The organism is Streptomyces ortus, from assembly GCF_026341275.1.
In the GTDB taxonomy this organism is placed as follows: Bacteria; Actinomycetota; Actinomycetes; order Streptomycetales; family Streptomycetaceae; genus Streptomyces; species Streptomyces ortus.
In genome coordinates this window covers 7072121-7086651 of the sequence record NZ_JAIFZO010000002.1, presented here as the reverse complement: position 1 = coordinate 7086651, position 14531 = coordinate 7072121, and the positions used below count along the sequence as shown (strand labels likewise).

The following is a 14531-nucleotide window of genomic DNA, read 5'->3' as shown; positions in this document are numbered from 1 at the left end:
GCGTTCCGTACCGCCATGCTCGCGCTGATGCGGCCCGCGATCTCGACGGGGGTCAGACCGATGTCGGCCAGCACCTCGGCCCGTTTGGCGTGCGCGAGGAACTGTTCGGGGATGCCGAACCGACGTACCGGTACGTCGACTTCGGCGTCGCCGAGGGCGAGCGCCACCGCCGCTCCCACTCCGGCGGCCCGGCTGTTGTCCTCGACGACCGCGACCAGCCGGTGCTCGGCGGCGAGGCCGGGCAGCGCGGGGTCGACGGGCTTGACCCAGCGCGGGTCCACCACCGTGCAGCCGATGCCCCGGGACTCGAGCAGCTCGGCCGCGTGCAGGCACACCGGTGCCATCACGCCGACGGCGACGAGCAGCACGTCGGACCGGTCGCCCCGGTGCAGCACGTCCACTCCGCCGACCCGGTCGACCGCCGGGACCTCGGGTCCCACCGACTCCTTGGGGAAGCGGATCAGCGTAGGGGCGTCGTCCACGGCGACGGCCTCGCGCAGCTGGGCCCGGAGCTGGGCGGCGTCGCGCGGCGCGGCGATCCTGAGTCCAGGCACGACCTGGAGGACGGACAGATCCCACATGCCGTTGTGGGAGGCGCCGTCGACGCCGGTGATCCCGGCGCGGTCCAGCACGAAGGTCACTCCGCAGCGGTGCAGCGCGACATCCATGAGGAGCTGGTCGAAGGCCCGGTTGAGGAAGGTCGCGTACACGGCGACGACCGGGTGCAGCCCGCCGGTCGCGAGGCCGGCCGCGGACACCGCGGCGTGCTGCTCGGCGATGCCGACGTCCCACACCCGGTCGGGGAACCTCTCGGCGAACTTGGTGAGGCCCACCGGGTGCAGCATGGCCGCCGTGATCGCCACGACGTCCTCGCGCTCCTCGCCGACGCGGACGATCTCGTCGCCGAACACCGAGGTCCAGGAGGGGCCGTTGGAGGGGGCCAGGGGCTCGCAGGTGAGCGGGTCCATGACGCCGACCGTGTGGAAACGGTCCTCCTCGTGTGCGAGCGCGGGCTCGTAACCGCGCCCCTTCTCCGTCAGGCAGTGGATGAGGACGGGTCCGTGGAAGCGTTTCGCGCGGCGCAGCGCCGACTCGACGGCGCCCGTGTCGTGCCCGTCGATCGGCCCGACGTACTTCAGCCCCAGGTCCTCGAACATGCCCTGCGGCGCGAACGCGTCCTTGAAGCCCTTCTTCGCGCCGTGCAGGGACTCGTAGAGCGTGCCGCCGACGAGGGGGGTGCGCAGCAGGACGTCCTTGCCCCAGGCCAGCACCTTCTCGTAGCTGTCGGTGGTGCGCAGGGTAGCCAGGTGGTTGGCGAGTCCGCCGATGGTCGGCGCGTACGAGCGTTCGTTGTCGTTGACGACGATGATCAGCGGGCGGTCCTTGGCGGCGGCGATGTTGTTCAGCGCCTCCCAGGCCATGCCTCCGGTGAGCGCGCCGTCGCCGATGACCGCGACGACGTGCCCCTTCTCGCCCTGTACCTGGCGGGCCTTGGCGAGCCCGTCGGCCCAGCCGAGCGCGGTGGACGCGTGGCTGTTCTCGATGATGTCGTGCTCGGACTCCTCGCGCGAGGGGTAGCCGGACAGGCCGCCCTTGCCGCGCAGCTTGGAGAAGTCCTGACGTCCGGTCAGGAGCTTGTGCACATAGCTCTGGTGGCCGGTGTCCCACAGGATGCGGTCGGTCGGTGACTCGAAGACCCGGTGGAGCGCGACGGACAGTTCCACCACCCCCAGGTTGGGTCCCAGGTGCCCGCCGGTCCTGGCGACCGCGTGCACCAGAAACTCCCTTATCTCCTCGGCCACTTGGCCTATCTCGGTCTCGGACAGCGCCTTCAGGTCGCGTGGTCCCCGGATGGTCTCCAGAATCGTCACGCTCGGCCCCCTCTCGGTCCGTGCTGCGGCTAATGCGCGGTGCCGGCGGGTTGCCCCGGTACCGTGACCTCCGGCTCGCCCGATGCGACGCCGTCCGCCTCCATCTGCTCGGCGATCTTCATCGCCTCGTCGATGAGGGTCTCCACGATCTTCGACTCGGGGACGGTCCTGATGACCTCGCCCCTGACGAAGATCTGTCCCTTGCCGTTGCCGGAGGCAACCCCCAGGTCCGCCTCCCGTGCTTCTCCCGGTCCGTTGACGACGCAGCCCATGACCGCGACGCGCAGGGGCACCTCCATGCCCTCCAGGCCGGCCGTGACCTCGTCGGCGAGCTTGTAGACGTCGACCTGGGCCCGCCCGCAGGACGGGCAGGACACGATCTCCAGGCGCCGCTGCCGAAGCCCCAGCGACTCAAGGATCTGGATGCCGACCTTGCACTCCTCGGCGGGCGGGGCGCTCAGTGACACCCGGATGGTGTCTCCGATGCCCTCGCCGAGCAGCGCCCCGAAGGCCACCGCGGACTTGACGGTGCCCTGGAAGGCGGGTCCCGCCTCCGTCACACCGAGGTGCAGCGGGTAGTCGCACCGCGCCGCCAGCAGCCGGTAGGCGTTGACCATCACGACCGGGTCGTTGTGCTTGACCGAGATCTTGAGGTCACGGAAGCCGTGCTCCTCGAAGAGGGACGCCTCCCACAGCGCCGACTCGACCAGCGCCTCCGGTGTCGCCTTCCCGTACTTCTGGAGGAGGCGCCGGTCCAGTGAGCCGGCGTTGACCCCGATCCGGATCGGCGTGCCGTGGTCGGTGGCGGCCCGCGCGATCTCCCTCACCTTGTCGTCGAACTGCTTGATGTTGCCGGGGTTGACCCGGACCGCCGCGCAGCCCGCCTCGATCGCGGCGAACACGTACTTCGGCTGGAAGTGGATGTCCGCGATCACCGGGATCTGCGACTTGCGCGCGATGGTGGCCAGCGCGTCCGCGTCGTCCTGCGTAGGGCAGGCGACGCGGACGATCTGGCAGCCGGACGCGGTGAGTTCGGCGATCTGCTGCAGGGTGGCGCCGACGTCCGACGTACGCGTGGTCGTCATCGACTGCACCGACACGGGCGCGCCGCCCCCGACCGCCACCGGTCCGACCTGGATCCGCCGTGAGACACGGCGTTCCGCGATCGGCCGGACCGGCACCTCGGGGAGGCCCAAGGAGATGGCGGTCATCACGTCACCCGCGGTTTCCCGAGACGGTCTCGCGGGCGGCCCGCAGCGACTCCTTGAGGGAGCCCATGGTGGCCATGACCGCCGTCGGCTCGTAGCCGCAGTGCGCCATGCAGTTGGCGCACCGCGGGTCCTTGCCGCGGCCGTAGGCGTCCCAGTCGGTCTTCTCGATGAGGTCCTTGTACGTCGTGACGTACCCGTCGCTCATCAGGTAGCAGGGCTTCTGCCAGCCGAAGAGCGAGTAGTTCGGGATCGCCCACGCCGTGCAGGGGAAGTCGACCTTGCCCTCCAGGAAGTCCAGGAAGAGCGGGGAGTGGTTGAGCCGCCAGCGCAGCCGGTTGCCGCCGGAGAATGCTTTCTTGAACAGTTCGCGGGTCTGTTCCACGCCCAGGAAGTGCTCCTGGTCGGGTGCCTTCTCGTAGGCGTAGGCGGGCGAGATCATCATCTCGTCCACCTTCAGGTCGTCGTTGAGGTAGTTCAGCACCTCGATGATCGTCTGCGGGGTGTCGGTGTTGAAGAAGGTCGAGTTGGTGGTCACCCGGAAGCCGCGCCGCTTGGCCTCCTTGATGGCCGCGACCGCCTCGTCGAACACGCCCTCCTTGGCGACGGACTCGTCGTGCCGCTCCCGCAGGCCGTCGATGTGCACGGCGAACGCGAAGTACGGCGAGGGCGTGAACTTGTCCATCTTCTTGCGCAGCAGCATGGCGTTGGTGCACAGGAAGATGTACTTCTTCCTGGCCACCAACTGCCGCACGATCTCGTCGATATGCGGGTGCATCAGGGGTTCGCCGCCGGCGATGGAGACCATCGGCGCGCCCGATTCGAGCACCGCCCCGACGGCCTGCGCCACCGGCATGCGCTGCTTGAGCACTCCGGCCGGGTGCTGGATCTTGCCGCAGCCCTCGCACGCGAGGTTGCAGGCGTACAGCGGTTCCAGTTCGACGATCAGCGGAAACTTGTCCCGCTTACGGAGTTTCTGTTCCATGAGATACGTCGCGACCTTGATGGTCTGGCGGAGCGGCATGGCCATCTGGCTCACCTCCTGGGGAGCAGCAAGGAACGGTGCCATTCATAGAAAACAGGAAGAGCGGCACGAAGAACACGGAAGGCTGATATTCCACCGCGTACCGTGCCGATCCGGACGAGTTCATGTTCCGGGGCGTCCACGACCACCCGTACGGCGGCAACCGGGCGCTCGCCCGCGCGGAGTGCGCCGCGGAGCGTCGCCGCCGACTCCATGTCGACCGCGATCGCCCCGGTCGCGTACAGATCCTGTCGTTCGCGACCGCGGACCACGTGATCGGAACCGGCGAGCGGTCCCGTGTGGACGGTGCGGCCGGGCAGGACGCGTCCGAGTTCTCCGGCGAGCAGGCCGGTGCCCACGCACGGTGTGCCGCCGTGCGGGTCCCGGGTCTCCTCGGCGACGATCAGGTCTCCCGGCCGCATACCGGGGGCCAGTCCGGCGCAGAAGCCCGTGGCCAGGACGGCCGCCTCGCGCAGCGCGGGACCGGCCAGCGCCTTGCCGACCGCCCGCTCGGCCGCCGCGGGCCCCATGCCCGTACGCAGCACGGTGACCGGTCCGTACGCGCCGCCCCGGTCGCCTCCCGTGCGCAGGGCGAACCCCTCGATGCCCAGCGCGCAGGCGATCAGCAGCGGGGCGGCGCCCGGCGTCGCGCTCATCAACTCGCCCTGCCGAAGGCGCTCTGGGCGCCGCTCTGCAGGTCGGCGAACGGTTCGCCGTTGACGTACCGGCCGAGTGCGGTGAGCGGGAACACCTGCCGGTAGAGGTGGTAGTTGATGGAGAAGTCCCAGGGGAACCCGGTGCCGGTGAAGTACGGCTCGTCCCAGGAGCCGTCCGCCAGCTGGGTCCGCGCGAGCCAGGCGATGCCCCGCTCGACGGCCTCGGACTCCCGCTCCCCGGCCGCGAGCAGCGCCAGCAGCGCCCACGCGGTCTGGGAGGCGGTGGACGCGCCGCGCCCGCTCCACTCGGCGACGTCGTGGTAGGAGCGCAGGTCCTCGCCCCAGCCGCCGTCCTCGTTCTGCACGGTCTCCAGCCAGGACACCGCCCGCCGGATCGCGGGATGCGAGCCGGGCAGTCCGGCGGCGACGAGTGCGGGCACCACCGACCCCGTCCCGTATACGTAGTTGACGCCCCAGCGGCCGAACCAGGAGCCGTTCGCCTCCTGTTCGGCGAGCAGCCATTCGACGCCCCGGCGGGTACGCGGGTCGTGGGCCAGGCCCTCGACCGCGAGCATCTCCACGACGTGCGCGGTGACATCGGCGGAGGGCGGGTCGATGACCTCGCCGAAGTCGCAGAACGGCAGCCTGTTGGGGAAGGGGCTGGTGTTGTCGACGTCGAAGGCGCCCCACGCGCCGTTCTTCGACTGCATGCCGAGGTTCCAGCGCACCCCGCGCCCGATGGCCTTCTCCACGCGCTCCGGGTCGTGGTGCCTGACCCGGCGCAGCGCGAGGACCACTTCGGCGGTGTCGTCGATGTCGGGGTAGTTGTCGTTGTGGAACTCGAACGCCCAGCCGCCGGGCGGCAGTTCGGGCCTCTTGACGGCCCAGTCGCCGGGCCGGACGATCTCCTCCCCGAGCATCCAGTCCGCCGCCCGCACCATCTGCGGGTGGTCGGCGGGCACGCCCGCGTCGGCGAGCGCGATGGTCGCCAGGCAGGTGTCCCACACCGGTGACTGACAGGCCTCGATCATCCGGGCCCCGTCCTCGCGCCACACGGCGAAGCGGTCCAGGGAGGCAAGTCCCTCCCGCATCACGGGGTGTTCGAGGTCGTAGCCGAGCAGGTACAGGGCGATGACCGAGTAGACGGCGGGCGGCTGGATGCCGCCCCAGCACCCGTCGTTCTCCTGGCGCTCGATGATCCAGCGGGCCGCGGTGTTCATCGCGGCCCGGCGGACCCTGCGCGGGGCGACCTTGCGGTAGGCGTGCAGGGCCCGGTCGAGCCGCTGGAACGCCCCGTCCCAACTCGCCACCGGCGCGAAGGGTCTGACCGGGTTGGGGTCATGGGGATCGGTGTGCAGCTCGTCCAGCGTGAAGGGCGCCGGACGGACCGGGCGCTTCGCGGAGACGACGGTGAGCGGCACGATGGTCTGCCGGGCCCAGCAGCCGAAATCGTAGATGTTGAGCGGCATCCACTTCGGGAACCAAATGAGTTCCGGAGGCAGTTCGGGGAGGTCGTCCCACTTCCACCAGCCGAACAGGGCCAGCCAGATGCGGGTGAAGACCCGGGCCGACGCGATGCCGCCCCGCTCCCGGATCCAGGCGGAAGCCCGCGCCATGTGCGGATCGTCCGGCACGTCACCGGCCAGCCGCAGGGCCACGTACGCCTCGACGGTGGTGGAGAGTTCGCCGGGTCCGCCGTAGAAGGAGGCCCAGGTGCCGTCCTCGCGCTGCTCGCCGCGGATGAACAGCGCGGCGGCCCGGGTGGTCTTCTCGTCCTGGATGCCCAGGAACTGACGGAGCAGCAGGTCTTCGGCGTCCATGGTGACGTTGGTCTCCAGGTCGCCCTTCCACCAGCCCTCGGCGTCCTGCGCGGTGAGCAGGAAGTCGGTGGCACGCTGTATCGCGCGCGTGGCGGTCTCTCGGATATCGGCTGTCCCGGCCGCCGCGGGAGTCGATTCTGTCCGGATGTCGCTGGCCGAGGCTGCGCGGGGCGGGAGGGCCCCGGTGCTTCCGTCGGTCGTCGCTGTCATGGCTTCCCCTTCGTGCAGTGGCATGTCTCTGCTGTGGGTCCGCCGTCGGCCGGTGCTCGTTCTTCCCGCAGCACCGGCCGGCGACTACGCGAGGGCTATTCGACCGATAGTGATCATCTCTTTCGTACGACGACGAAGTCGGCGAGCTCCACGAACTGAGCCCGCACCCGGTCCGGCATGTCGATCGTGTCGAGGGCCTCGACGGCCACGGTGTGCTGGCGGCGCGCCTCCTCGGCGGTCCACTCGCGCCCGCCCGCCTCCTCGATGAGCGCGGCGCGTACGGCGAACTCCTCCTCGGAGAAGTTCTCGAAGTCGCTGCTCCTGGCGTCCGCGGCGAGCAGTTCGCCCAGGCGCTCGGAGGCCGGGCCGCCGGCCGCGAGCGCGGCCACGACGGGCAGGGACTTCTTGCGCTGGCGCAGGTCGCTCCAGGTCTGCTTGCCGGTGGACACCGGGTCGCCCCAGATGCCGAGCAGGTCGTCGACGGCCTGGAAGGCGAGGCCGAGGTGGTAGCCGTACTTCTCCAGCGTGTCCGCCGTGCGGTCGTCGGCGCCGCCGAGGACCGCGCCGATGGAGCAGGCGCAGGCGAGCAGGGCGCCGGTCTTGTTGCCCTCCATCTCCAGGCACTCCTCGACGCTGACGCGGTCGCGGTGCTCGTAGGAGATGTCCTGGGCCTGGCCGTCGATCAGCGCGCGGGTGGCGGTGGTCAGCCGGCGCGTCGCGCGGCCCGCCTCGACCGTGCCGAGCTCCAGGAGCAGTTCGTTGGCCAGCGCGAACAGGGCGTCGCCGACGAGGATCGCCTGGGCGGGGCCGTGCACCTTCCAGACGGTGTCGCGGTGGCGGCGCTGCTCGTCGCCGTCCATCAGGTCGTCGTGCAGGAGGGAGAAGTTGTGCACCAGCTCGACGGCGACCGCGCCCGGCACGCCCACCTCGGGGACGGCACCGGCCGCCTCGGCGGACAGCACGGCGAGCGCGGGGCGTACGGCCTTGCCGCCGTCGCCCTCGGCGGGGCGGCCCTCGGCGTCGATCCAGCCGAAGTGGTAGGCGGCGACGGTGTCCATGGGGGGTGCGAGGCGGTCGATGGCCGCCCGCAGTACAGGTGAGGCCAGGGTCCGGCCGCGCTCCAGGAGCGCGGTCACGTCCACCGCGTCGGCAGCCTTCGATGCCGGGGGCACAGTGGGCACAGTCTCTCCTCTATTCGCGATGCGGGGGGTGCGGGGGCCGGTGCCGGAGCGGGCGACGGTGGCCCCGTCGCTCTGATCGAGCGTCACGCCGCCTCCTCGAAGAGCTCGAAGAGGTGGTCGCGTGGCCGGCCCAGTGCGGCCAGCGCCGCGTCCGCCGCGCTCACACCGCTGCGGACCGCACTCTCCATGGTCGCGGGCCACCCGGTGGCGGTCCACGCGCCGGCCAGGTACAGGCCGGGTGCCTTGGTGCGGGCGCCGGGCCGCAGCCGTCCGACGCCGGGGGCCGGGGCGAACGTCGCCGTGCGCTCCCTGGTCACGAAGAAGTCCCGGACCTCCGCGTCCCTGGTGTGCGGCAGCAGCCGCCGCAGTTCCGGCAGGTAGCGTGCGCGCAGTTCCGCGACCGGTGTGTCGATCTCGTCCTGCGCGGCCGACTGGGACAGCGCGAGGTACTGGCCCTCCCCCAGCCCGGACGCCCCGGTCCGGTCGAAGACCCACTGCACGGGGGAGCCGAGCGCGGCGAAGAACGGCCGGCTGAGGACCTTGCGGTCGTACACGACGTGGATATTGAGGATGGGCGCCGTACCGATCTCCAGCAGCCGCCCGGGGGCGTCGAGCGCGCCCTCGGGGAGCAGATCGTGGGCCTCGCGCTGCGGTACGGCGAGGACGACCGTGTCGGCGTCGAGCGTCTCGCCGGGAACCTGAACGCGCCAACGCCCGTTCTCGTGTGGGGAGATGGAGGTGACTCGTGTACGGACCTCGGTACGGACTCCCGCGGAGTCGAGCGCCTTGCGGGCCAGCCGGTCGTGCAGTTCACCCAGCGGGACGCGCGCCCAGCCGATGTCGGCGGCTCCCGGGTCGGACAGCAGACCGGTCTTGAACACCATCGCGGCGAGCCCGAGCGAGGCGTCGCCGGCCACCGCGTTGAGGGTGGCGACCCCCACCAGGTCCCACAGTGCCTCGATGGCCCGGTCGGACTGACCGTGCGCGGTCAGCCAGCCGCCGAAGCTCTGCGCGTCGAGCGCCGGGTCGGCGGGGTCGAGCCCCTTGAGCGCCAGAGCGGCACGGCCGACCCTGGCGCGCTCGGCGAGCGAGAGATGCGGGTAGGTCGCGAGGCCGCGCGCCAGATGCAGCGGGACGGGCAGCGCCGTTCGGCCGATTCTGCCGAGCCGCCGTCCGGCCGGCGCCCCGGCGTCGAGGACGGGCACGTCGAGGCGGTCCTGCAGCGGCGCGAGTTCCGCTCCTTCGACGCGGTCGAGGAACCAGCGGTACGCCGTGCAGCAGCGCAGATACACGTGCTGGCCGTTGTCCACGGTGAGTCCGCCGCGCTGGAAGGAGAAGGCGAGCCCGCCCAGCCGGGGCCTGCCTTCGAGCAGCGTCACGCGGACTCCCGCGTCGGCCAGCGCGAGCGCCGCGGTCGTCCCCGCGAGCCCCCCGCCGACCACTACGGCCGTCGTGGGGCGGCCCGGGGAGCCGGCGTCGGGCCCCTCGTCCTGCGTGGTGTCGTTCATCGTGCACCTTCCCCCACGGCCCCGCCGTGCCGGTGGAGCCGGGCACGGGCGGCCGATGCAGTCAGGGACGCCGTTCCGCGCCGAAGGGTTGCGCGCGGTTTCCAGGTATCTGCATCATTTTGGTGCGGAGTGTCCATCAAGCGCGCCTCCTGACGGTCCGGCGCGAGACATGCCGGGCGTCGAGACCGGAGAGGCCGCGCACGGCGACGTACGCCTTCTCGCGTCCGGGGAGCGAGACCCGGCCACGCAGGACGGCCTCCGGTTCGCGCTCGATGCGGTCCAGGAGGCGGCGGTAGATGCCGGCCATCGCGGCGACACAGGCGCCGCTGCGGCGGTCCAGCATGGGCAGCAGCCGGTAGCCCTCCGCGAAGAGCGCGCGGGCCCGGCGCACCTCGAAGTGGACGAGGCCCGCGAAGTCGGAGCCCTCCGGTGGGCGCGACCCGTCGAACCCGGCCGAGCAGCCGAACTTCGCGAGGTCGTCGGCGGGCAGATACGTCCGCCCGTCCCCGGCGTCCTCCCGAACGTCCCTGAGGATGTTGGTCAGTTGCAACGCGAGCCCGAGCGTGTCCGCGTACTCCGGCGCCCGCTCGGCGCCGCGCGCCCCCGGTTCCGTGCCGAAGACGCCGAGCGAGAGCCGGCCGATGGCCCCGGCGACGCAGCGGCAGTAGACCTTCAGGTCGTCCCAGGTCTCGTACGTCTCCCCGCGGACGTCCATGAGGACGCCGTCGATGAGTTCGTCGAGGCCCTCCAGCGGCACCGGGAAGTGGTCCGCGGTGTGCCGCAGGGCGACGGCGACCGGGTCGGTGTCGTCCTCGCCCACCGAGCGGTCGCGGATCCGGGCGAGCAGCGTCCGGGTCTCCTCCAGCCGCTTCGCCTTGACCTCGGGGGCCAGCGCCCCGTCACCGATGTCGTCGACGCGCCGCGAGAACGCGTAGAGCGCCGACATCGCCCGGCGCTTGGGCGTCGGGAGCAGCCGGATGCCGTACGCGAAATTCCGGGCCTGCTGCCCGGTGACCGCCTCGCAGTAGCCGTAAGCGGCGAGTACCGGTGCGGACATGTGTGGGTCCGACTCCACGGTCCGGATCACCCCTCTCCTCGCAGAGTCACTCCCACCTCGCGCAGCAACTGGATCTTGCCGGGCTTCGGCGGGCCGGGAAGTACGTCGTATTCGGCGGCGGCGATCGCCCGGATCGCCGCCCTTCCTCCTGCCACGAACCCCGCGAGCAGCAGCTTGAGTCTGCCGTGGACGCTACCCACGAGGGGGGTGCCTTCATTCAGGAGGTTCCGGGCGCGTTCTGCTTCGTATGCAACCAGTGCGCGCGCCGATGCGCCTGCCGTGGGCGTGGCGAGATCCGCCTCCTGGACGTGAAAGCGCTTCATGTCCTCGGCGGGAAGGTAGATGCGGTCGCGGCCGAGGTCCTCGGCGACGTCCTGGAGGTGCTCGACGATCTGCAGGGCCGTGCAGACCGCGTCGGAGAGGCGGATCCGCTCGGGGGTCGAGGTGCCGGTGACGGACAGGACGAGCCGGCCGACCGGGTTCGCGGACAGTTCGCAGTAGGCGAGGAGGTCGTCGTAGGTCTCGTACCGCTGGACGAGCTGGTCCTGGCGGTTCGCGGCGATCAGGGCGAGGAAGGGCTCGGGGGTCAGGCCGGTGCGGCGGACCGTGGGCTGCAGACGGCGCAGGAGCGGGTGGCCCGGGGTCGAGTCGAAGACCTTGCGCAGGTCCGCCTCGAAGGCGTCGAGCAGGGCGAGCCGGTCCTTCGCCTCTTCGGGGGACACGCCCAGGAGGCGGGCGTCGGCGCCGCCGGGGGCCAGGTCCCCGTCGCCGATGTCGTCGACGAGCCGGGCGAAGCCGTAGACGGCCATGAGGTCGGCGCGCCAGGCCCTGGGGAGGAAGAACGGTGCCACGGGGAAGTTCTCGTCCGCGGCCTTGTCTAGGGTGCCGCGCTCCGGGTCACCGGCACGTGCCGTTCTCGCCGGCGTCATCGCCCGCCGCCCGGGCCGCGGACGCCACACGCACGGACGGCACACGCGCAGCGGAGCTGGAGAGTTTCCGTAGCCATTGCCGTCACATCTCCCGTTCTACACTGCTGACCCAATGGTGACTATTTCGGACACGCCGCCCGGCCGTCCGCGCGCCAGACCCTATGCCTGGTGTCGCGCAGTATCGCCCCACTTGCCGCGAATCAGCACCGGTACAGCTTACGTTGTACAACCCGCCATGCTCCGCCGGGGTGTCCTGCGCATCACAAGAACACACCGATTGACGTCAAGATTCCTACGGGCGGCCGGAGTTGGCGTTTCCTTTGCAGACGCAGGGCCCCGCCGAACCGTTCCGGCGGGGCCCTGCGTGCTTCTTCTACGACTCGGGCTCACTTGCCCGTGAACTTCTCGTACTCCTTGAGGACCTCGTCGGTCGGTCCGTCCAGGCGCAGCTCGCCGCGCTCCAGCCACAGGACGCGGTCGCACGTGTCACGGATGGACTTGTTGTTGTGGCTGACGAGGAAGACCGTGCCGGCCTCCTTGCGGAGCTCCCGGATCCGGGCCTCGGAGCGCTTCTGGAACTTGCGGTCGCCGGTCGCGAGGGCCTCGTCGATCATGAGGACGTCGTGGTCCTTGGCGGCGGCGATGGAGAAGCGCAGCCGGGCGGCCATGCCGGAGGAGTAGGTGCGCATGGGCAGGGTGATGAAGTCGCCCTTCTCGTTGATGCCCGAGAAGTCGACGATGTCCTGGTAGCGCTCCCTGATCTGCTCGCGCGTCATGCCCATGGCCAGCCCGCCGAGGATGACGTTCCGCTCGCCCGTGAGGTCGTTCATCAGGGCCGCGTTGACGCCGAGGAGCGAGGGCTGGCCGTCGGTGTAGACGTGGCCCTTCTCCGCGGGGAGCAGTCCGGCGATGGCCCGCAGCAGGGTGGACTTGCCGGAGCCGTTGGATCCGATCAGGCCGATGGCCTCACCGCGGTAGGACTTGAAGGAGACACCGCGGACGGCGTGCACCTTGCGGACGCCTCGCTCCTCGCCGCGCCGGAGTATGCGGCTGAGGGCGGAGGTGGCGCTGCCCTTGCCGGTCTTGGCGCCGTTGACCCGGTAGACGATGTGCAGCTCGTCCGCGATGACGGTCGGGATGTGGGTCCTGTCGGTCTGCTCAGCCACGGCCGTAACGCTCCTCAGCCTTCCAGAAGTACACGAAACCGCCGACGGCGACGAGGACGGCCCAGCCGCCCGCGACCGCCCACACGTGCGGCGGCAGGTTCTCGGAGCCGTAGCCGTCGACGAGCGCGAAGCGCATCAGGTCCATGTAGATGGCGGCGGGGTTCCACTGGAGGATGTCGGCGATCCACTCGGGGTGCTCTTCGAGCATCACGGGGATCGAGAACATGACACCGGACGCGTACATCCACGTACGCATCACGAACGGCATGAGCTGGGCCAGGTCCGGGGTCTTGGCGCCCATCCTGGCCATGATCATCGCGAGACCGGTGTTGAAGAGGAACTGCAGCACCAGGATCGGGACGATCAGCAGCCAGGACAGCTGGGGATAGCTGCCGAAACCGACCGCCACGACGAAGAGCACGATCATCGAGAAGAGCAGCTGCTGGAGCTGCTGCAGCGAGAACGAGATCGGCAGCGCGGCGCGCGGGAAGTGCAGCGCCCGGACCAGTCCGAGGTTGCCGGAGATCGCGCGCACGCCCGCCATCACCGAGCTCTGGGTGAAGGTGAAGACGAAGACGCCCGTCACCAGGAACGGGATGTACACCTCCCGCTCCATGCCGCGGTCGGCCTTCAGGATCAGGCCGAAGATCAGGAAGTACACGGCCGCGTTCAGCAGCGGTGTGGCCACCTGCCACAGCTGGCCGAGCTTGGCCTGGCTGTACTGGGCGGTGAGCTTCGCCTGCGAGAAGGCGAGGATGAAGTGACGCCGCCCCCAGAGCTGACGGACGTATTCGACGAGTCCGGGCCGGGCGCCGCTGACGGCCAGCCCGTACTTGGCGGCGAGGTCCGCCGCGCTGAGCCCTTCATCGGGGGACGGGGGGGCGCTCACCGCAACGCCGCCGTCATGCGTTGTCTCACTCACAGGGAAACTTTCGTCCTCAAGGTGCGCGGCCTGGTAGGGCGTAGGCCAAAGACAGGGACCGGGGTACGGCCCGAATGCTCTCAGATATCGAGCGTGTCAGATGACGGGTGGTCGGCCCAGTCGGGTCAGGCGCCATACCGTACGCCACTTCATGGGGCGCCGGGGGCCGCACGGACTGGTCCAGCCCTCCTTGAAACCGCCGAACCAGGCCTTCAGGGCCGGGCGCGAGGGCCGACGGGCGAGCGTGAGGAGCATCCACACGCCGAGATAGACGGGGACCAGCGGCGCGGGCAGGTTGCGACGGGCGAGCCAGACGCGGTTGCGGGCGACCATCCGGTGGTAGACCGCGTGCCGGGAGGGCGCGGTCGTGGGGTGGTTGAGCACCATGTCCGAGCGGTAGTCGATCATCCAGCCCGCGTCGAGGGCCCGCCAGGCGAGGTCGGTCTCCTCATGGGCGTAGAAGAACTCCTCGGGCAGTCCGCCGACCTCGGCGAGCACCTTCGTACGGACGGCGTTGGCGCCGCCGAGGAAGGTGGTGACGCGGGAGTCGCGCATCGGGTCGGAGGCGCGCAGCCGGGGCACGTGGCGGCGCTGGGTGATGCCGGTCTCGGGGTCCGCGATGCGGAAGCTGATGATGCCCAGCTCCGGGTCGGCCGCGAACGCCTGCCGGCACAGCTCGGCGGTGTCGTGGCGGGCCAGGAGGCCGTCGTCGTCCAGGAAGAGCAGGACGTCCACATCGGTGCCGCCGGGACCGAACGCCTCGATGCCGACGTTGCGGCCACCGGGGATGCCGAGGTTCTCGGGCAGCTCGACCGTGCGGACGCCGGGTATGGACCCCGTGACGTCCGGGACGGGCGAGCCGTTGCCGACCACGACCACCTCGACCGGGTCGCCGTCCTGCTTGGCGACCGAGTCGAGGAGGGCGCGCAGCTCGTCGGGGCGGTTGCCCATGGTGATGATCACCGCGCCGACCTTCGTG

At 70.7% G+C, this 14531-nt stretch carries 12 protein-coding genes and 1 pseudogene; all 13 read right to left on the bottom strand.

Annotated features, from left to right (window positions below; genetic code table 11):
- Positions 1-5: 5 nt before the first annotated feature.
- Positions 6-1871, bottom strand: a pseudogene (gene dxs / locus K3769_RS34165) (1-deoxy-D-xylulose-5-phosphate synthase); the annotation flags it as partial.
- Positions 1872-1900: 29 nt separating this feature from the next.
- Positions 1901-3082 carry a flavodoxin-dependent (E)-4-hydroxy-3-methylbut-2-enyl-diphosphate synthase gene (gene ispG, locus K3769_RS34160; protein WP_267030106.1) on the bottom strand — a complete coding sequence of 394 codons (1182 nt, stop codon included), beginning with the start codon at positions 3080-3082 and terminating at the stop codon, positions 1901-1903.
- Positions 3083-3086: 4 nt separating this feature from the next.
- Complete coding sequence (hpnH, locus tag K3769_RS34155) at positions 3087-4109, bottom strand: adenosyl-hopene transferase HpnH (protein WP_267030105.1); 1023 nt, start codon at positions 4107-4109, stop codon at positions 3087-3089.
- 5 nt (positions 4110-4114) lie between these two features.
- Entirely contained in the window at positions 4115-4759 is a 645-nt protein-coding gene (locus tag K3769_RS34150; RefSeq protein ID WP_267030104.1) for a phosphorylase family protein, read from the bottom strand.
- Entirely contained in the window at positions 4759-6789 is a 2031-nt protein-coding gene (gene shc, locus K3769_RS34145) for a squalene--hopene cyclase (protein ID WP_267030103.1), read from the bottom strand. Before shc ends, K3769_RS34150 begins: the two co-directional genes overlap by 1 nt.
- 113 nt (positions 6790-6902) lie before the next feature.
- On the bottom strand, positions 6903-7970 hold the full coding sequence (locus tag K3769_RS34140; RefSeq protein WP_267030102.1) for a polyprenyl synthetase family protein: 1068 nt from the start codon (positions 7968-7970) through the stop codon (positions 6903-6905).
- An 83-nt stretch (positions 7971-8053) separates the two neighbouring features.
- On the bottom strand, positions 8054-9478 hold the full coding sequence (gene hpnE / locus K3769_RS34135; RefSeq protein ID WP_267030101.1) for a hydroxysqualene dehydroxylase HpnE: 1425 nt from the start codon (positions 9476-9478) through the stop codon (positions 8054-8056).
- On the bottom strand, positions 9475-9615 hold the full coding sequence (locus K3769_RS41220) for a DUF6380 family protein (protein ID WP_372515097.1): 141 nt from the start codon (positions 9613-9615) through the stop codon (positions 9475-9477). The genes hpnE and K3769_RS41220 overlap by 4 nt, the downstream gene beginning before the upstream one ends.
- The gene (hpnD, locus tag K3769_RS34130) at positions 9615-10565 is read right to left on the bottom strand and encodes a presqualene diphosphate synthase HpnD (protein ID WP_267030100.1); all 951 of its coding nucleotides are present in this window, start codon (positions 10563-10565) and stop codon (positions 9615-9617) included. Before hpnD ends, K3769_RS41220 begins: the two co-directional genes overlap by 1 nt.
- A complete protein-coding gene (gene hpnC / locus K3769_RS34125) occupies positions 10562-11464 on the bottom strand; it encodes a squalene synthase HpnC (RefSeq protein ID WP_267030099.1) in 903 nt (300 codons plus the stop codon). The genes hpnD and hpnC overlap by 4 nt, the downstream gene beginning before the upstream one ends.
- A 386-nt stretch (positions 11465-11850) precedes the next feature.
- On the bottom strand, positions 11851-12630 hold the full coding sequence (locus tag K3769_RS34120) for an ABC transporter ATP-binding protein (protein WP_267030098.1): 780 nt from the start codon (positions 12628-12630) through the stop codon (positions 11851-11853).
- The gene (locus K3769_RS34115; RefSeq protein WP_267030097.1) at positions 12623-13552 is read right to left on the bottom strand and encodes an ABC transporter permease; all 930 of its coding nucleotides are present in this window, start codon (positions 13550-13552) and stop codon (positions 12623-12625) included. Before K3769_RS34115 ends, K3769_RS34120 begins: the two co-directional genes overlap by 8 nt.
- A 96-nt stretch (positions 13553-13648) precedes the next feature.
- A complete protein-coding gene (locus tag K3769_RS34110) occupies positions 13649-14503 on the bottom strand; it encodes a glycosyltransferase family 2 protein (RefSeq protein WP_267031658.1) in 855 nt (284 codons plus the stop codon).
- Positions 14504-14531 lie beyond the last annotated feature (28 nt).

Coding starts and splice junctions, on each gene's coding strand:
- ispG (WP_267030106.1), bottom strand. CDS start 3,082: ATGACCGCCATCTCCTTGGGCCTCCCCGAGGTGCCGGTCCGGCCGATC.
- hpnH (WP_267030105.1), bottom strand. CDS start 4,109: ATGGCCATGCCGCTCCGCCAGACCATCAAGGTCGCGACGTATCTCATG.
- K3769_RS34150 (WP_267030104.1), bottom strand. CDS start 4,759: ATGAGCGCGACGCCGGGCGCCGCCCCGCTGCTGATCGCCTGCGCGCTG.
- shc (WP_267030103.1), bottom strand. CDS start 6,789: ATGACAGCGACGACCGACGGAAGCACCGGGGCCCTCCCGCCCCGCGCA.
- hpnE (WP_267030101.1), bottom strand. CDS start 9,478: ATGAACGACACCACGCAGGACGAGGGGCCCGACGCCGGCTCCCCGGGC.
- K3769_RS41220 (WP_372515097.1), bottom strand. CDS start 9,615: ATGGACACTCCGCACCAAAATGATGCAGATACCTGGAAACCGCGCGCA.
- hpnC (WP_267030099.1), bottom strand. CDS start 11,464: ATGACGCCGGCGAGAACGGCACGTGCCGGTGACCCGGAGCGCGGCACC.
- K3769_RS34110 (WP_267031658.1), bottom strand. CDS start 14,503: ATGGGCAACCGCCCCGACGAGCTGCGCGCCCTCCTCGACTCGGTCGCC.